This is a genomic window from Pseudomonas sp. GW821-FHT02B10 (genome assembly GCF_059421865.1).
Window position 1 is genome coordinate 195,427 of record NZ_JBWKVU010000007.1, and the last position, 17,155, is coordinate 212,581.

16 protein-coding genes and 1 pseudogene are annotated in these 17,155 nt (G+C 63.3%); 8 read left to right on the plus strand and 9 right to left on the minus strand.

Features of this window, described 5'->3' with window-relative positions; translation table 11 throughout:
• Positions 1-3: 3 nt before the first annotated feature.
• On the minus strand, positions 4-561 hold the full coding sequence (locus AC07VU_RS17315; protein WP_007928381.1) for a hypoxanthine-guanine phosphoribosyltransferase: 558 nt from the start codon (positions 559-561) through the stop codon (positions 4-6).
• Between the two features lie 166 nt (positions 562-727).
• Between AC07VU_RS17315 and upp the strand changes: the two genes are divergently transcribed.
• Positions 728-1,366, plus strand: a complete 639-nt coding sequence (gene upp, locus AC07VU_RS17320) for a uracil phosphoribosyltransferase (RefSeq protein ID WP_007928379.1) — start codon at positions 728-730, stop codon at positions 1,364-1,366.
• Positions 1,367-1,368: 2 nt separating this feature from the next.
• On the plus strand, positions 1,369-2,643 hold the full coding sequence (locus AC07VU_RS17325) for a uracil-xanthine permease family protein (RefSeq protein WP_053262590.1): 1,275 nt from the start codon (positions 1,369-1,371) through the stop codon (positions 2,641-2,643).
• An 88-nt stretch (positions 2,644-2,731) separates the two neighbouring features.
• Here the strand turns inward: AC07VU_RS17325 and hemH are convergent, their stop codons facing one another.
• A complete protein-coding gene (gene hemH, locus AC07VU_RS17330; protein WP_274304593.1) occupies positions 2,732-3,748 on the minus strand; it encodes a ferrochelatase in 1,017 nt (338 codons plus the stop codon).
• A gap of 13 nt (positions 3,749-3,761) precedes the next feature.
• Entirely contained in the window at positions 3,762-4,664 is a 903-nt protein-coding gene (locus AC07VU_RS17335; RefSeq protein WP_457274873.1) for a TIGR01777 family oxidoreductase, read from the minus strand.
• A gap of 196 nt (positions 4,665-4,860) precedes the next feature.
• Between AC07VU_RS17335 and AC07VU_RS17340 the strand changes: the two genes are divergently transcribed.
• The 5 genes and pseudogenes from AC07VU_RS17340 to AC07VU_RS17360 all read left to right on the plus strand — a co-directional run bounded on the left by AC07VU_RS17340 (position 4,861) and on the right by AC07VU_RS17360 (position 9,871).
• Positions 4,861-5,844, plus strand: a complete 984-nt coding sequence (locus AC07VU_RS17340; protein WP_009050779.1) for an NAD(P)/FAD-dependent oxidoreductase — start codon at positions 4,861-4,863, stop codon at positions 5,842-5,844.
• A gap of 290 nt (positions 5,845-6,134) precedes the next feature.
• Entirely contained in the window at positions 6,135-7,103 is a 969-nt protein-coding gene (locus tag AC07VU_RS17345; protein ID WP_457274876.1) for a YbgA family protein, read from the plus strand.
• A gap of 3 nt (positions 7,104-7,106) precedes the next feature.
• A pseudogene (locus AC07VU_RS17350) lies at positions 7,107-8,043 on the plus strand (MerR family transcriptional regulator).
• A 13-nt stretch (positions 8,044-8,056) separates the two neighbouring features.
• On the plus strand, positions 8,057-9,502 hold the full coding sequence (gene phrB, locus AC07VU_RS17355) for a deoxyribodipyrimidine photo-lyase (RefSeq protein WP_495030182.1): 1,446 nt from the start codon (positions 8,057-8,059) through the stop codon (positions 9,500-9,502).
• A 63-nt stretch (positions 9,503-9,565) separates the two neighbouring features.
• Complete coding sequence (locus tag AC07VU_RS17360) at positions 9,566-9,871, plus strand: YkgJ family cysteine cluster protein (RefSeq protein ID WP_023967381.1); 306 nt, start codon at positions 9,566-9,568, stop codon at positions 9,869-9,871.
• A gap of 7 nt (positions 9,872-9,878) precedes the next feature.
• Here AC07VU_RS17360 and AC07VU_RS17365 read toward each other — a convergent pair whose 3' ends face one another.
• From AC07VU_RS17365 to hemA, 6 genes are all read right to left on the minus strand, one after another.
• Positions 9,879-10,397, minus strand: a complete 519-nt coding sequence (locus AC07VU_RS17365; protein WP_007928361.1) for an acyloxyacyl hydrolase — start codon at positions 10,395-10,397, stop codon at positions 9,879-9,881.
• 115 nt (positions 10,398-10,512) lie between these two features.
• Positions 10,513-11,304 (minus strand): glutamate racemase, encoded by a 792-nt coding sequence (gene murI / locus AC07VU_RS17370; RefSeq protein ID WP_457274882.1) that lies wholly within the window; start codon positions 11,302-11,304, stop codon positions 10,513-10,515.
• Positions 11,297-12,052: a molybdopterin-synthase adenylyltransferase MoeB gene (locus AC07VU_RS17375; protein ID WP_274304598.1), complete on the minus strand. Its 756-nt coding sequence runs from the start codon at positions 12,050-12,052 to the stop codon at positions 11,297-11,299. Before AC07VU_RS17375 ends, murI begins: the two co-directional genes overlap by 8 nt.
• Positions 12,046-12,876, minus strand: coding sequence for a peptide chain release factor N(5)-glutamine methyltransferase (gene prmC, locus AC07VU_RS17380; protein WP_457274885.1), 831 nt, complete (start codon positions 12,874-12,876; stop codon positions 12,046-12,048). Before prmC ends, AC07VU_RS17375 begins: the two co-directional genes overlap by 7 nt.
• Before the next feature lie 6 nt (positions 12,877-12,882).
• Complete coding sequence (gene prfA / locus AC07VU_RS17385) at positions 12,883-13,965, minus strand: peptide chain release factor 1 (protein WP_274304600.1); 1,083 nt, start codon at positions 13,963-13,965, stop codon at positions 12,883-12,885.
• Entirely contained in the window at positions 13,962-15,248 is a 1,287-nt protein-coding gene (hemA, locus tag AC07VU_RS17390) for a glutamyl-tRNA reductase (protein WP_053262600.1), read from the minus strand. Before hemA ends, prfA begins: the two co-directional genes overlap by 4 nt.
• Positions 15,249-15,429: 181 nt before the next feature.
• On the opposite strand from hemA, the gene AC07VU_RS17395 reads away from it, so the two are divergent.
• The gene (locus AC07VU_RS17395; protein WP_053262601.1) at positions 15,430-17,154 is read left to right on the plus strand and encodes a tetratricopeptide repeat protein; all 1,725 of its coding nucleotides are present in this window, start codon (positions 15,430-15,432) and stop codon (positions 17,152-17,154) included.
• Position 17,155 lies beyond the last annotated feature (1 nt).

Here is a 17,155-nt window from a genome sequence, read left to right on the forward strand (position 1 = left end):
GGCTTACATGCCCTTGACGGCAAAGATGCCGGCAGCGTTGCGCCAGTAACCCTTGTAGTCCATGCCGTAACCGAAGATGTAGCGGTCCACGCAGGGCAGGCCGACGTAATCGGCCTTCAGGTCGGGACGGGCCTTGCGGTCGTGGTCCTTGTCGATCAGCACGGCGGTGTGCACCGCGCGGGCACCGGCGTGTTTGCAGAAGTCGATGATCGCGCCCAGGGTATGCCCCTCGTCGAGGATGTCGTCGATGATCAGCACGTCACGGTCGATGAAGGACACTTCCGGCTTGGACTTCCAGAACAGCTCGCCGCCGCTGGTTTCGTTGCGATAGCGGGTAGCGTGCAGGTAGGAAGCTTCCAGGGGGAATTTCAGGTGGGTCAGCAGCTTGCCGGAGAAGATCAGGCCACCGTTCATCACGCAGAAAACCACCGGATTGCGCTCCGCCAGTTGTTCATTGATTTGTGCACCGACTCGGGCGATGGCCGCCTCGACCTCAGCTTCGGTGTACAGGCAGTCAGCCTCGCGCATGATTTGACGGATATGCTCGAGATCAGCGGACATGGCGCTCTCCAGGGGGGTGGCAGTTTCGGAAAAGCGAGCAAAGGTACGCATCCGGCCCGGTCAGATCAAGCGTTTCTGGACTAACGTACTTAGATGTCTATAGGACAACACCCTCGGATAGATTAATCTAGGCCGGTTTTTTTGCCCGCCGCCGGAGCCTTTCCCTATGCCCATCCGTGAGATCCGCCATCCGCTGATCCGACACAAACTTGGCCTTATGCGCCGCGCCGACATTAGCACGAAGAACTTCCGCGAGCTCGCTCAGGAAGTCGGTGCCCTGCTGACGTACGAAGCCACCAAAGACCTGCCGCTCGAATCCTATGAGATTCCGGGCTGGTGCGGCCCCGTCCAGGTCGAGAAGATCGCCGGCAAGAAGATTACCGTGGTGCCGATCCTGCGTGCCGGTATCGGCATGCTCGAAGGCGTGCTCAGCCTGATCCCGGGCGCCAAGGTCAGCGCCGTGGGCGTGGCCCGCAACGAGGAAACCCTGCAGGCGCACACCTACCTGGAAAAACTGGTTCCGGAAATCGACGAACGCCTGGCCATGATCATCGACCCGATGCTCGCCACCGGCAGCTCCATGGTCGCGACCATCGACCTGTTGAAAAAGGCTGGCTGCAAGGACATCCGCGCCATGGTGCTGGTCGCCGCCCCCGAGGGCATCGAAGCCGTCGAGAAAGCGCACCCGGACGTGACCATCTACACCGCATCCATCGATCAGAAACTCAACGAGCACGGCTACATCATCCCGGGCCTGGGCGATGCCGGCGACAAGATCTTCGGCACCAAGCAGAAGGACGCCTGAGCATGCGGGATGAGTTCAACGATCCGCTCTGGCGCCAGGTGCTGTCTGGCGCGCAGATGCTCTTCGTGGCCTTTGGCGCGTTGGTGTTGATGCCGCTGATTACCGGTCTCGACCCCAACGTGGCGCTGTTCACGGCGGGTCTCGGGACTCTGTTGTTCCAGCTCGTGACCGGGCGCCAGGTACCGGTATTCCTGGCCTCCAGCTTTGCCTTCATCACCCCGATCATTCTCGCCAAGGGCCAGTTCGGCCTGGCCGCGACCATGGGCGGGGTGATGGCGGCCGGTTTCGTTTATACCTTCCTGGGCCTGGCGGTGAAGATCAAGGGCACCGGTTTCATCGACCGGCTGCTGCCGCCGGTAGTGATCGGCCCGGTGATCATTTCCATCGGCCTGGCCATGGCACCGATCGCCGCCAACATGGCGATGGGCAAGGCCGGCGACGGCAGCGAGCTGATTCATTACCAGACGGCGATGATGATCTCGATGCCGGCGCTGCTGACCACCCTGATCGTCGCGGTGTTCGGCAAAGGCATCTTCCGCCTGGTGCCGATCATCTCCGGGGTACTGGTGGGCTTTGCCCTGTCATTCTACTTCGGCGTGGTCGATACCGCGAAGATCGCCGCGGCGCCCTGGCTGGCCCTGCCGCACTTCACCGCGCCGGAGTTCAACTGGCAGGCGATCCTGTTCATCGTCCCCGTGGCCCTGGCACCCGCCATCGAGCACATCGGTGGGGTGATCGCGGTCGGCAGCGTGACCGGTCGCGATTACCTGAAGAAGCCCGGCCTGCATCGCACCCTGTTCGGTGACGGCATCGCCACCACCGCCGCCGGCCTGTTCGGCGGTCCGCCCAATACCACCTACGCCGAAGTGACTGGCGCGGTCATGCTGACCAAGAACTACAACCCGAAAATCATGACCTGGGCGGCGGTCTTCGCCATCAGCCTGGCGTTTATCGGCAAGTTCGGCGCATTGCTGCAAAGCATTCCGGTACCAGTGATGGGCGGGATTCTCTGCCTGTTGTTCGGCTCGATCGCGGCGGTGGGCATGAACACCCTGATCCGTCACAAGATCGACCTGGGCGAAGCCCGCAATCTGGTGATCGTCTCGGTGACCCTGGTGTTCGGGATTGGCGGGGTGTTGATCGGTACCGGTACCGGTCCGGACGACTTCGGCCTGAAAGGGATCGCCCTGTGCGCCGTCGTCGCGATTGCGCTGAACCTGATCCTGCCGGGCAACGATGGCTGGAAGAACAAGAAGGCTGAGGAACCGCTGATCTGAGGATCCGCGTCAGCCGGAAATCCATCGCGGGCAAGCCTCGCTCCTACAAACGGTGTTGCCGTAGGAGCAAGGCTTGCCCGCGATGCGTTTACAACGCCAAAGGCGCGCGCTCGCACAAGGTGTTCAATGCCTTGGCCCATTGCGGGTCGTCGTTCAGGCACGGCACCAGCACCAACTCCTCCCCTCCCGCTTCGCGGAACTGTTCGCGACCGCGATCACCGATCTCTTCCAGGGTCTCGATGCAGTCGGCGACGAACGCCGGGCACATCACCAGGATCTTCTTCACCCCCTGTCGGGCCAATTCATCCAGGCGTGCCTCGGTGTAGGGTTCGATCCACTTGGCACGCCCCAGACGGGACTGGAACGACACCGACCACTTGCCGTCCGCCAGCCCCATGCGCTCGGCGAATGCCCGGGCCGTGCTCAGGCACTGGCCGCGGTAACAGGTGGTGGCCACCTCTGGGGTCGCGTCGCGGCAACAATCGCCTTCCAGGCTGTGGCCGGGATTGAGCTTTTTCAGGTGCCGCTCGGGCAAGCCATGAAAGCTCAGCAGCAGATGATCGAAGTCCTGTTGCAGGTGCGGCCTGGCACTGGCCATCAGCGCGTCGAGGTACTCCGGCTGATCGTAAAACGGCTGCAGCACCGACAGCTGCACATCCAGCTTCTTGTCCCGAAGCACCCGCCGGGCTTCCTCCACCACCGTGGTCACGGTGCTGTCGGCGAATTGTGGATAGAGCGGCGCCAGGGTGATCTTCTTCTGCCCCTGGGCCACCAGACGCACTAATGCCGACTCGATGGACGGCTCGCCATAACGCATCGCCAGTTCCACCGGGCCGTGCTTCCACTCCCGCATCATGGCTTCCTGCAAGCGGCGGCTGAGCACCACCAGCGGCGAACCCTGCTCCCACCAGATCGACGCGTAGGCATGGGCCGATTGCTCCGGCCGCTTGATCAGGATCAGCGACACCAGCAGCCGCCGAACGGGCCACGGCAGATCGATCACGTAAGGGTCCATCAGGAATTGATTGAGGTAGCTGCGCACATCCGCCACCGAGGTGGAGGCCGGCGAACCCAGGTTGACCAGGAGCAACGCGTGATCGGTCATGCAACGTCCTATTTCAGAGGCGGCTGGACAGGTCGTCCAGGGCCGCACGCAAATCAGTGAACTGGAAAGTGAATCCGGCGGCCTGCAACCGCGCGGGGACCGCGCGCTGACCACCCAGCAGCAACAACGACAATTCCCCCATGCCGACACGCAAGACAAAGGCCGGCACCGGCACTACCGCCGGCCGGTGCAAGACGCTGCCCAGGGTCTTGGCGAACTCGCGATTGCGCACCGGCCTGGGCGCGCAGGCATTATAAGGACCGCTGGCATCACTGCGGTGCAGAAGAAAATCAATCAGGGCGATTTGATCCTTGATATGAATCCACGGCATCCACTGCCGACCGTTGCCGATCGGCCCGCCCAGCGCCAGTTTGAAGGGCAGCAGCAGGCGCGACAAAAAGCCGCCCTCGGCCGCCAGCACCAGGCCCGTGCGAATCAGCACCACACGCAGGCCCATGGCCTCGGCACGCTGCGCGGTCTCCTCCCAGGCGATACACAACTGGCTGGCGAAATCCTCACTGACCGGGGGCGAATCCTCGTTCAGCTCGCGCTCCCCGCCATCGCCATACCAGCCCACGGCCGACCCGGAGATCAGCAACCCGGGCTTCTGCCCCCGGCTTTCCAGCCAGGCCAACAACTTTTCCGTCAGGGTAATGCGGCTGCTCCAGAGCAGCGCCTTGCGCTTGTGAGTCCAGGGTCGATCGGCGATCGCTGCTCCCGCCAGGTTGATGATGGCGTCGACCGGTTCCTCTGCGAGCTCGTCCAGGCGGGCGATGCCGCGAACCTGAGCGCCACAGAGTTTGGGCACCTCGGTGGGCCGACGACTCCATACGGTCAACTGATGGCCCTGGGTCAACCAGTGACGGCAGAGCTGACGTCCTATCAAACCAGTACCGCCGGTCAGCAATATGTGCATGACATCTTCCTCGCGTGGCGTTTTACCCGCATCCCTAGTCTATTTTTATAAGCAGGGATCTTTTCAATCGGGCAGGCTCTGTGTTTAACAATAGGACACCCTGTAAAACCGATAACGCCGAAAGTTATACCAAAAAACAAAATTGTACAGATTTTAACGACGGCGTAGTCTGCACAGAAAGGTAAACGAGGCCCCTATGACCGTACCCATCGCAATCATTGGTACCGGCATCGCCGGACTCTCCGCCACCCAGGCGCTGAGAGACGCCGGGCATGTCGTGCAACTCTTCGACAAGAGCCGCGGCAGCGGCGGGCGTATGTCCAGCAAACGCAGCGACGCCGGCGCGCTGGACATGGGCGCGCAATATTTCACCGCCCGCGACCGGCGCTTCGTCACCGAAGTCCAGCGCTGGCAAGCCAATGGCTGGGCCGCCGAATGGGCGCCGCAGTTGTACAACTTCCATGGCGGCCAGCTCACCCCGTCGCCGGACGAACAGACCCGCTGGGTCGGCACCCCACGCATGAGTGCCATTACCCGTGGCCTGCTGGGCGAAACGGAGGTGCATTTCGCCTGCCGCATCACCGAGGTCTACCGCGGCGAACAGCATTGGCACCTGCAGGATGCCGAAGGTTTCACCCACGGCCCGTTCAGCCACGTGATCATCGCCACGCCGGCCCCCCAGGCCACCGCCCTGCTGGCCGCCGCACCGAAACTGGCGAGTGCCGCCGCCGGAGTGAAAATGGACCCGACCTGGGCTGTCGCCCTGGCATTCGAGACCGCGCTGGAAACCCCGGTGGAAGGCTGCTTCGTACAGGACAGCCCGCTGGACTGGCTGGCCCGCAACCGCAGCAAGCCAGGGCGCGACAACAGCCTCGACACCTGGGTCCTGCATGCCAGCAGCACCTGGAGCCGCCAGCACATCGACCTGCCGAAAGAAGCGGTGATCGAGCAATTGCACGGCGCATTCGCCGAGCTGCTGCACAGCGCCATGCCCGCCCCCAGCTTCAGCCTCGCCCACCGCTGGCTCTACGCTCGCCCGGCCAGTAGCCATGAGTGGGGAGCCCTGGCGGATGTCGACCTGGGGCTCTATGTGTGCGGCGACTGGTGCCTGTCCGGTCGCGTCGAAGGGGCCTGGCTCAGCGGGCAGGAGGCCGCCCGCCGGTTGCACGAAAACCTGTAAGCGCATCACCCGCGTAACGTTTTGCTGCTGTCGCAATGGACAGCAGCCTGTCTGCTCCGCTCAAGAATCGAACACACTTCTACCAGTCGGACCGTTCCGAGACGAAGAAAAACGCGCGCCACAATCTCATGCGTTAGCCAGCCAGCAATCGCACGACAGATGAGCAGGACATAACCCGAAGGGCTGCGCGGCAAACCTATACAAAATATTTGACTTGCACACCTTTGACCCTATGATGAGGCAAAGTTGTACAAAATCTTATTTTTGTACATGAAACCGGAGCCTCTCACATGCCCGACAAGCCAGCCCAGACCGACAAGCCGAGAATCGCCATCAGCGCCTGCCTGCTGGGGGCGCCTGTGCGCTACAACGGCGGGCACAAGGAATCGCGCCTGTGCAGCCAGGCCCTCGCTGAGTTTTTCGAGTTTGTCCCGTTGTGCCCGGAAGTCGCCATTGGCCTGGGTACCCCCCGCGAACCGATCCGCCTGATGGGCGATCCGCGGCAACCGCGGGCCGTTGGCAGCGTCGACCAAACCATGGATGTCACCCGGGCACTCACGGATTACGGCCAGCGCATGGCCGCTGAACTGGACAGCCTCTGCGGCTACATCTTCATGCAGAAATCTCCGTCCTGCGGCCTGGAGCGGGTCAAGGTCTATCAGGACCAGGGCCGCCCCGCCGAGCTCAGCGGACGCGGTATCCATGCCCAGGCTTTCTGCAGCCGCCATCCGGACCTCCCAGTGGAAGAAGACGGCCGGCTCAAGGATCCGGTTCTGCGGGAAAACTTCCTGACCCGGGTATTCGCCTACAGCGCCTGGCGGGACGTGCTCAGGCAGGGCCTGAGCCGTCGCCGCCTGACCGACTTTCACGCGCGCTACAAATACCTGCTGATGGCCCACAACCCGGAGCAATACAAGGTCCTCGGCAATCTGCTGGGCAGCATGGGCCAAAGCGACCCGGTGCTCGTCGGCCCGCGTTATTTCAGCCAGTTGATGGCGGCCCTGAAAAAGTGCGCCACCCGCCGTACCCACAGCAACGTGCTGCAACACATCAGCGGCTATCTCAAGCAAGTCATCAGCCGCGACGACAAACAGGAAATGCAGCACCTCATCACCCAGTACCGTCACGGCATCGTGCCGCTGGTGGTACCGCTGACCCTGCTCAAGCATCACCTGCGCCGGCACCCCGATCCCTACATCGCGCAGCAGGCGTACCTGCAGCCCCACCCGGAAAGTCTCAGCCTGCGCAACGCGCTCTGAACCATGAACGACTCGAAGCTCGACCCGGATGCATCCGCCAGCGAATCCGATGGTGTCCATGAGCAAGGCTGGTTGCCGATTCGCGAGGTGACCCGCCAGACCGGGGTCAATGCCGTCACCCTGCGTGCCTGGGAACGCCGTTACGGGCTGATCGTGCCGCAACGCACCGCCAAGGGTCACCGGCTGTTTTCCAACGAACACGTGCAGCGCATCCTGAAGATCCTGACCTGGCTCGATCGCGGGGTGGCGGTCAGCCAGGTCAAGCACCTGCTGGACGCCGAGCCGGCGCCCAGAGAACCGGCCCACAACGACTGGCACCTGCAACGCCAGCGCCTGGTCCAGGCCATCAGCCAACTGGCCGAGCGTCAGGTCGACGAAAGCTTCAACCAGGCCATGGCGCTCTATCCGCCACGAACCTTGTGCGAGCACCTGCTGCTACCGCTGCTGGGCGAACTCGAACAGCGCTGGCAGGGCCGCTTCGGCATGCGGATGGAGCGGGTGTTTTTCCATTCCTGGCTGCGCAGCAAATTCGCGGTGCGGGTCTATCACAACAATCGCCAGCTACAAGGCGCCCCGCTGCTGCTGATCAATCACTCGGACCTGCCGCTGGAGCCGCACCTGTGGCTCTGCGCCTGGCTGATCAGCAATGCCGACTGCCCGGTGCAAGTCTTCGACTGGCCGCTGCCCCCCCGGTGAACTGGCCCTGGCCGCCGAACACCTGAAAGCGCGGGGCGTGCTGCTGTACTCGAGCCAGTCGATCAACCTGCGGCAACTGCCACGCCTGCTCGGCGGCTTCGACCGCCCGGTACTCATCGTCGGCCCAGCAGTGAGCATCCACCACGCCGAACTGGCCGTCTGCACTACCGAGATCACCAATCTGCACCTCGCCGCAGATCCGCTCTCGGCGCACCAGGCCCTGACCGGGCTAAAGCTTCTCTAATGCAGGAATTCCCATGCAACTGATCTGGCTACGCAGCGACCTGCGCCTGCATGACAACACCGCGCTGAGCGCCGCGACCCTGCGCGGGCCGGCTGTCGCCCTGTACCTGCTGAGCCCGCGGCAGTGGCAGGCGCATGACGATGCGCCGTGCAAGGTCGACTTCTGGCTGCGTAACCTTGAGCAGCTGAGCGGCGACCTGGCCCGGCTGAACATCCCGCTGCTGATCCGCCAGGCGCCGAGCTGGGAACAGGCACCCCAGGTGCTGTTGCAGCTGTGCCGGGAACTGGCCATCGAGGCGCTGCACGTCAATGAGGAATACGGCATTCACGAGAGTCGCCGTGACATGGCGGTGGCCAGCCTGCTGAAGAGCCAGGGCGTGGGCTTCCACAGCTACCTCGACCAACTGCTGTTCCGGCCCGGCAGTGTGCTGACCAGGAGCGGCGGCTACTTCCAGGTCTTCAGCCAGTTTCGCAAGGTCTGCTACAACCGGCTGCACAGCGCCCTGCCGCCACAGCTGGCGGCTCCCGGGGCGCAAGCCGCGCTGAGGATAAAGGCCGATGCGCTGCCCCGGCAGGTCGAGGGCTTCCCCACACCCGGCCCGCACCTGCAAGCACTCTGGCCGGCCGGTGAAACCGCGGCGCAACAACGCCTGGCGCGCTTTGCCGAGACGCAGCTCGACCACTACCAGGCCGAGCGCGACTTCCCGGCCAGGCCCGGCACCAGCCAGCTTTCGCCCTATCTCGCTGTCGGCGTGCTGTCGCCGCGCCAATGCCTGCACGCGGCGCTGCAAAACAACCGGGGCGAGTTCGCCAGTGGTAGCCCCGGCGCCGTCACTTGGATCAACGAACTGCTCTGGCGCGAGTTCTACAAACACATCCTGGTGGGTTATCCGCGGGTGTCCCGGCACCGGGCCTTCCGCCCGGAAACCGAAGCCGTGGCCTGGCGCGATGCCCCCGAGGAGCTGGCGGCCTGGCAGCAGGCCCGCACCGGCCTGCCGATCATCGATGCAGCCATGCGCCAGTTGCTGGAAACCGGCTGGATGCACAACCGTTTGCGGATGATCGTGGCAATGTTCCTGACCAAGAACCTGCTAATCGACTGGCGCCAGGGCGAACGCTTTTTCATGCGCCACCTGATCGACGGCGACCTCGCGGCGAATAACGGTGGCTGGCAATGGAGTTCATCCACCGGCACCGATTCGGCGCCCTACTTCCGCATCTTCAACCCCTTGAGCCAGTCGCAGAGGTTCGACAGCCAAGGGACGTTCATCAAACACTGGCTGCCAGAGCTGGCGGGGTTGAATGCAAAAGATATCCACAACCCGGCCGCCATGGGCGGCCTGTTCGGCGTGGCCGATTACCCGCCGCCGATGGTCGATCTGTCGATGTCCCGCGAGCGCGCCCTGGCGGCCTTCAAGAACCTGCCATCCCGGGTGGCGGCCGAGGAATATCGGGAGTAAGGGCGGCAGGCGTCCGTCAGTGGTTTCACACAGCCTGCGGCCACTGCCTTACACTGCGCGCCTATGACCACTATTCCTGTCACCCAGATCGCCGAAACGGCGGTCACCTGCTCGAGCTGCGCAGCCTGCTGCTGCCAACTGGAAGTGATGCTGATCACCGAAACCGGGGTGCCCGAACGTTTTATCGACACCGACGACTGGGGTGGCGAAGTCATGCTGCGGCTGGATGATGGCTGGTGTGCCGCGCTGGATCGCAACAGCATGCTGTGCAGCATCTACGAACAACGGCCGCTGATCTGCCGGGAGTTCGAGATGGGGGAAGTGGACTGCCTCAACGAACGCCGCGGCATCGCCACGGCGTATCGCTGAAAGGGTCTTACAACGGCATGGTGTAATGCAGCGAGTAGCTCTCTACGCCGTCGTTGGGTGTCGCGATACCGGCATTGGAATAGTGCGTGGCACGTAGACCGACTTCATGCCCGCCGTTGAACCGCAGGCCGAAACCGAAGCGGTCCTCGAACTGGAACGCCGAACCGAGCTTGTTGTCCTCAACCTCAGTGTTGGCGAACACCGCCACACCGATCCCCGCCTCGATGTAAGGCTTGATGTTCTGCCCGGCAAATTCGTACACCAGCACCGGCGAGAACGACAGGCTGTGGTTGCTGGACTTCTCGTCGCCATCCCAGAAGGTATAGGCACCGCTCCAGTAGCCGGTCAGGCGACCGACATCGCTTTGCAGCCAGCTTTTGTCCCAATCGAATTGCATGCCCAGGCGATAGGTCTGGGTCGAATCGCCGGTCTGCCCCACCGAAAACTCGACGCCGGCCGCCTGTGCCGAAAAACTTTGCCCCAATAGCGCGGCTGCAAGTGCAGCCAAACAAAACATTCGTCTCATCAGGAACATCCTTTTCAAACGATTTGTATGGTGTTGTCAGATTCCGCAAACAGGTTAATAGAAATCTGTGCTTGAGCAGAAGTTCAGCTTAAATCACCGTTTCTGCGCGATTTTCTTATAGGGCGAAGCTTTGCACCGCTCCCGCCTCTTTCCAGAGCAGCGGCAGAATATGTTTGAAGTGATACGGATCGCCACTGGTCCAGAACCGGGCCTGGCGTGCAGGCCCCGCAGCCAACAGCTCGCGCTCGCCGAGCAGGCGCTCCAGTTGGCGGGCAACCGCGGCCCCGGTATCGATCAGGCTGATGTCCTCGGGGATCATCGACTTGAGCAACGGCTTGAGAAACGGATAGTGGGTGCAGCCGAGAATGAGGGTGTCACAGCCGGCCGCCAGCAGCGGTTCGACATACCCCAGCAGCAGTTGGCGCAACGCGGGGCTGTGCAGGTCCCCGGCTTCGATCCGTTCCACCAGGCCCGGACATGGCCGGGTAATGACCTTGATATTGGTGGCGAAACGATCGAGCAAGGCAGCGAACTTGGCACTCTGCAAGGTCCCGGTGGTGGCCAGCACGCCGACCACGCCGCTGCGGGTGGCGGCGGCAGCCGGCTTGACCGCGGGCTCCATGCCGATGATAGGCCAGTCCGGATAGTCCCGACGCAGGTCGGCGACAGCGGCCACGGTCGCGGTGTTGCAGGCCAGCACCAGCGCCTTCGCGCCCTGCTCGCGGAAAAATCCGGCGACCAGGCTGCAACGCTGACGGATGAATTCGGGGGTTTTCTCGCCGTAGGGAATGTTGCCGCAATCGGCTACATATAGCAGCGATTCATGGGGCAGGCGCTGCTGGATCTCCGCCAGCACCGACAGGCCGCCGACGCCGGAGTCGAAGACACCGATCGGCGCCTCACGCATGTGGGCCCCCACAGACGCTGCAGCCCGGGTCGCGCTTGACCCGCAGTTCACGAAAGCGCGTGCCCAGGGCATCGATCAACAACAGGCGGCCCACCAGCGGCTCGCCGAACCCCACCAGCAACTTCAAGGCCTCGAGGGCCTGCAGGCTACCCACCAGCCCCACCAGCGGCCCGAGCACACCGGCCTCGCTGCAGGTCAGTTCGGCTTCGCTGCCGTGTCCATATAAACAGTGGTAGCACGGGCTCTCGGGACGCCGTGGGTCGAACACCGACAGTTGCCCCTCCAGGCGAATCGCCGCGCCGCTGACCAGCGGCTTGCCGGCGGCGACACAGGCGGCATTCACTGCCTCGCGGGTCGAGAAGTTGTCGGTGCAATCGAGTACCAGGTCCACCGCCGTGACCGCGGCCGCCAGGGAGTCGGCATCCAGCGCGGCACGATGAGGCACCAGCTGGATTTCGGGATTGATCGCGGACAGGCGACGCATTGCCGAATCGACCTTGCTCAGGCCGACGCTGTCGGTGTCGTGGATGATCTGGCGTTGCAGGTTGGTCAGGTCGACCGTATCGAAGTCGGCCAGGTGCAGCTCGCCGACGCCCGCGGCGGCCAGGTACAAGGCCACCGGAGCGCCCAGGCCACCCAGGCCGACGATCAATACGCGGCTGGCTTTGAGTCGCAACTGGCCGTCGATGTCGACGTGCTGCAACAGAATCTGCCGGCTGTAGCGCAACAACTCCTGATCGTTCAGCACGGCAGGCTTCCTAAGCTGATGCGTTCATGACCGCCCAGGTCGACACGGCTGTGCACCTCGGCAAACCCTTGGCTGAGTAACAGGTCGCGTACAGCCGGCGCCTGGTCGTAGCCATGCTCGAGCATCAACCAGCCGCCAGCCTCAAGATGCTCTGGCGCCTGGGCGATGATCAGGCGCAGGTCGTCCAGCCCGTCCTTGCCCGCGACCAGGGCGCTCTCCGGCTCGAAACGCACATCGCCCGCCGCCAGGTGCGGGTCGGCGTCGGCGATATAGGGCGGGTTGCTGATGATCAGCTGATAACGCTCGCCTGGGAGAGCACTGAACCAATGGCTACTCAGCACCGTGACATTGTCCAGTTGCAGGCGCTGGCGGTTGCGTTCGGCCAGGGCCACGGCTTCCAGCACCCGGTCGACCGCGGTGACCCGCCACGCCGGGCACTCGCTGGCCAGGGCCAGGGCGATGGCGCCGCTGCCGGTGCCCAGGTCGAGCACTCTGGCCGGGGTGGCGGGCAGCAGTTCCAGCGCCGCTTCCACCAGCAATTCGGTGTCGGGACGCGGAATCAGGGTGTGTGGCGCCACTTCCAGGTCGAGTTTCCAGAAGCCCTGCTGGCCCAGGATATAAGCCACCGGTTCGCCGGAACGGCGCCGCTGCAGGTAACTGGAGAAGGTCAGCGCCGCTTCGCTGGGCACGATCCGCTCGGGCCAGGTGTGCAGGAAGCTGCGCGGCTTGCCCAGGGCAGCGGCCAGCAGCAACTCGGCATCCAGGCGGGCCGTGGGCGAATCGGGCAATTGAGCGGCGCGCAACAGGCTGGCGATGATGGTCATTTATGTTTACTCGCCCAGTGCCGCAAGTTGATCGGCCTGGTATTCGGCCAGAAGCGGTTCGATCACGGCTTCGACGCCACCGGCGAGGATTTCATCGAGGGAATAGAGGGTCAGGTTGACACGGTGATCGGTCACCCGGCCTTGGGGAAAGTTGTAGGTGCGAATGCGCTCGGAACGGTCGCCCGACCCCACCAGCAGCTTGCGTTCGCTGGCAATCGCATTGGCCGCGGCGCTGGTCTGCTGGTCGTTGAGCTTGGCCGACAGCCAGGACATGGCCCGCGCCCGGTTCTTGTGCTGGGAACGTTCTTCCTGGCACTCGACCACGATTCCCGACGGGATGTGGGTGATGCGGATCGCCGAGTCGGTCTTGTTGACGTGCTGGCCACCGGCACCGGAGGAGCGGTAGGTATCGATCCGCAGGTCCGCGGGGTTGATCTCGATGGCTTCCTGTTCGTCCGGCTCGGGCAATACCGCCACGGTGCAGGCCGAAGTATGGATGCGGCCCTGGGACTCGGTGGCCGGCACCCGCTGCACGCGGTGGGCACCGGATTCGAATTTCAGCTTGCCGTAGACGTTCTCGCCTTCGACCCGGGCGATGACTTCTTTATAGCCGCCGTGCTCGCCCTCGTTTTCCGAGAGGATCTCCAGCCGCCAGCCACGCCGCTCGGCATAACGCGAATACATGCGGAACAGGTCGCCGGAGAAGATCGCCGCCTCGTCGCCACCGGTGCCGGCGCGGATTTCCAGGAACACGTTGCGCCCGTCGTTGGGGTCCTTGGGCAGCAGCATGCGTTGCAGGGTGCTTTCCAGTTCGACCAGTTGTTCCTTGGCCTCGCGGACTTCTTCCACCGCCATTTCGCGCATATCCGGGTCGCTGTCCTTGAGCAGAGCCTGGGCGCCCTCGAGGTCGGCCTGGACCTTGAGCACCTGTTTATAGGTCTCGACGATCGGCTCGACTTCGGCGTACTCCTTGGAATAGGCGCGGAACCTGGCCTGATCGGAAATGACTTCGCCGTCGCCAAGCAACGCGGTCAGTTCTTCGAAACGGTCCTGGAGGACATCCAGCTTATTGAGCAGTGACGCTTTCATTGCGGTTTTTTATCCGAAGAGTCCGAAGCGCCCTCACCGAGGGCAAAGAGTTCCTGGGCCATGGCCAGCGCATCCAGGCGGCCTTCAGCGGTCAGTTTTTTCAACTGGACGCTGGGCGCATGCAGCAGTTTGTTGGTCAGGCCGCGAGCCAGTTGCATCAGGACGTCTTCGGCGCTGCTGCCGTTGGCCAGCATGCGCTGGGCCTTTTGCAGTTCCTCATCGCGCAGGCGTTCGCTCTGCTGACGATACGCCTTGAGCACGTCCACCGCAGCCAGCTCGCGCAGGCGCACCATGAAGTCCTCGGCGCCGATGTTCACCAGCTCTTCCGCCGCCTGCGCCGCGCCTTGGCGGCTCTTGAGGTTTTCGGCGACCACTTCGTGGAGATCGTCGACGGTATAGAGGTAAACGTCGTCCAACTCGCCGACTTCCGGTTCGATATCCCGCGGAACGGCAATATCCACCATGAAGATCGGCTTGTGCTTGCGCAGCTTCAGCGCGCTTTCCACCGCGCCTTTGCCAAGGATCGGCAACTGGCTGGCGGTGGAACTGATGACGATATCGCTGTGCACCAGCTCCTGAGGAATATCCGACAGCAGCACGGCATGGGCTCCAAACTGTTCGGCCAGGGTGCTGGCGCGCTCCAGCGTGCGGTTGGCGACCACGATGCGCTTGACCCCCAGGTCATGCAGATGGCGGGCGACCAGGGTAATGGTCTCGCCGGCGCCGATCAGCAGCGCCTGGCTGCGCTGCAGATCGCTGAAAATCTGTTTCGCCAGGCTCACCGCGGCAAAGGCCACGGAAACCGGGTTTTCGCCGATGGCGGTGTCGGTACGTACCTGCTTGGCGGCACTGAAGGTGGCCTGGAACAGCCGCCCCAGCAGCGGACCAATGGTTCCGGCCTCACGCGCCACGGCGTAGGCGGACTTCATCTGCCCGAGGATCTGCGGTTCGCCCAGCACCAGCGAATCCAGCCCCGAGGCGACACGCATCATGTGACGAACGGCCGCATCGTCTTCGTGCACATAGGCACTGGCGCGCAGGTCTTCGAGGCTCAGATGGTGGTACTCGGCCAGCCAGCGCAGCACGATATCCGCCGAAAGGTGATCCTGTTCTATATAGAGTTCACTGCGATTGCAGGTGGAGAGGATCGCAGCTTCGCGGCTGTCGGTGAGGCGGCAGAGCTGCTGCAAGGCCTCAACCAACTGCTCAGGGGTAAAGGCCACGCGCTCGCGGACGTCTACTGAAGCAGTCTTGTGGTTAATACCGAGTGCGAGGAAGGCCATTCAAGGTCGCTGATGATGTCGAGAAGCCGACAATTGTCCTACTTCGAAAGATTCAGAACAACCACTGCCGACTATTGTCCCAATAGACTGCCTCTGTAAGGCATCCGCTGAGTCTCGGTTATGTTTGGCCGAAGGCTTGTGTCATGATGATCCGACCGCAGGTTAGTCGTCCTCTTCCTATATGAATAGATCTTCCGCGTTGCTCCTCGCTTTTGTCTTCCTCAGCGGCTGCCAGGCCTTGGCACCCGTTTCACCGGACGGTACGCCGCCGGTCGAAGACACTACCCCGGCTCCTGAAAAGCCCAAGGTTTACTCCTCGTTCAGCGAAGACACGGTCTTCAGCCTGCTGAGCGCGGAGCTGGCTGGCCAACGCAATCGTTTCGACATTGCCCTGGACAACTATGTCACCCAGGCCATCAATACCCAGGACCCGGGCATCTCCGAGCGGGCGTTTCGCATCGCCGAATACCTGGGCGCCGACCAGGCCGCGCTGGACACTGCGCTGATCTGGGCGAAAAACGCCCCGGACGACCTGGAAGCCCAGCGTGCCGCCGCCATCCAGCTGGCCCGCACTGGGCGTTACGACGAATCCATGGTCTATATGGAGAAAGTCCTGCAGGGCAAGGGCGATACCCATTTCGATTTCCTCGCGCTGTCGGCCGCCGACACCGACCAGGACACCCGCAACGGTCTGATGAAGAGTTTCGACCGCCTGCTGCAAAAACACCCGAACAACGGCCAACTGGTGTTCGGCAAGGCGCTGCTGCTGCAACAGGACGGCGACACCCGCGAAGCCCTGAAGCTGCTGGAGCAGAACCCGCCGGAAGAAGGCGAGATCGCGCCGATCCTCCTGCGCGCCCGCCTGCTGCAGAGCCTCAGCCGCGCCGACGAAGCCCTACCGCTGCTGGAAAAAAGCATTCGCAAGTACCCGGACGACAAGCGCCTGCGCCTGACTTACGCGCGCATGCTGGTCGAGCAGGATCGCATGGACGACGCCAAGACCCAGTTCTCCAGCCTGGTCCAGCAGTATCCGGAAGACGACGAGCTGCGTTACTCCCTGGCGCTGGTCTGCCTGGAAGCCAAGGACTGGGAAGAAGCCAAGGGTTACCTGGAGGACCTGATCGCCCGGGAAAGCCACGTCGATTCGGCGCACCTGAACCTGGGCCGCATCGCCGAAGAACTCAACGACCCGCAAGGCGCGCTGGCGGAATACGGCCAGGTCGGCCCAGGTACCGACTACCTGCCGGCACAATTGCGCCAGGCTGACATCCTGATGAACAACGGCCGTACCGCCGAAGCCGAAAAACGCCTGGCCGCCGCCCGCGACACCCAGCCGGACTACGCTATCCAGCTGTACCTGATCGAAGCCGAAACCCTGTCCGCCAACAAACAGGGCGACAAGGCCTGGAAGATTCTCCAGCAAGCCCTGCAGCAATACCCGGACGATGTGAACCTGCTCTACACCCGTGCGATGCAGGCCGAGAAGCGCAACGACCTGGCCCAGATGGAAAAGGACCTGCGCCTGATCATCAAGCGCGAGCCGGACAACGCCATGGCATTGAACGCCCTCGGCTACACCCTGTCGGATCGCACGACCCGCTACGCCGAAGCCAAGGCCCTGATCGAACAGGCCCACCAGCTGACCCCGGACGATCCGGCGGTGCTCGACAGCCTGGGCTGGGTGAACTATCGCCTGGGCAACCTCGCGGAAGCCGAACGCCTGCTGCGCCAGGCGCTGGAACGCTTTCCCGACCAAGAGGTCGCCGCGCACCTGGGCGAAGTGCTCTGGGCCAATGGCAAGCAACGCGAAGCCAAGCAGATCTGGAGCAAGTTCCTCAAGGACCAGCCCGACAGCCCTATCCTGCGCAGCACCATCAAGCGCCTGACCGGATCAGAGACCCTTTAAG

Coding starts and splice junctions, on each gene's coding strand:
- AC07VU_RS17365 (WP_007928361.1), bottom strand. CDS start 10,397: ATGAGACGAATGTTTTGTTTGGCTGCACTTGCAGCCGCGCTATTGGGG.
- AC07VU_RS17360 (WP_023967381.1), top strand. CDS start 9,566: ATGACCACTATTCCTGTCACCCAGATCGCCGAAACGGCGGTCACCTGC.
- prfA (WP_274304600.1), bottom strand. CDS start 13,965: ATGAAAGCGTCACTGCTCAATAAGCTGGATGTCCTCCAGGACCGTTTC.
- murI (WP_457274882.1), bottom strand. CDS start 11,304: ATGCGTGAGGCGCCGATCGGTGTCTTCGACTCCGGCGTCGGCGGCCTG.
- AC07VU_RS17345 (WP_457274876.1), top strand. CDS start 6,135: ATGCCCGACAAGCCAGCCCAGACCGACAAGCCGAGAATCGCCATCAGC.
- AC07VU_RS17315 (WP_007928381.1), bottom strand. CDS start 561: ATGTCCGCTGATCTCGAGCATATCCGTCAAATCATGCGCGAGGCTGAC.
- phrB (WP_495030182.1), top strand. CDS start 8,057: ATGCAACTGATCTGGCTACGCAGCGACCTGCGCCTGCATGACAACACC.
- AC07VU_RS17335 (WP_457274873.1), bottom strand. CDS start 4,664: ATGCACATATTGCTGACCGGCGGTACTGGTTTGATAGGACGTCAGCTC.
- AC07VU_RS17340 (WP_009050779.1), top strand. CDS start 4,861: ATGACCGTACCCATCGCAATCATTGGTACCGGCATCGCCGGACTCTCC.
- hemA (WP_053262600.1), bottom strand. CDS start 15,248: ATGGCCTTCCTCGCACTCGGTATTAACCACAAGACTGCTTCAGTAGAC.
- AC07VU_RS17325 (WP_053262590.1), top strand. CDS start 1,369: ATGCGGGATGAGTTCAACGATCCGCTCTGGCGCCAGGTGCTGTCTGGC.
- hemH (WP_274304593.1), bottom strand. CDS start 3,748: ATGACCGATCACGCGTTGCTCCTGGTCAACCTGGGTTCGCCGGCCTCC.
- prmC (WP_457274885.1), bottom strand. CDS start 12,876: ATGACCATCATCGCCAGCCTGTTGCGCGCCGCTCAATTGCCCGATTCG.
- AC07VU_RS17395 (WP_053262601.1), top strand. CDS start 15,430: ATGAATAGATCTTCCGCGTTGCTCCTCGCTTTTGTCTTCCTCAGCGGC.
- upp (WP_007928379.1), top strand. CDS start 728: ATGCCCATCCGTGAGATCCGCCATCCGCTGATCCGACACAAACTTGGC.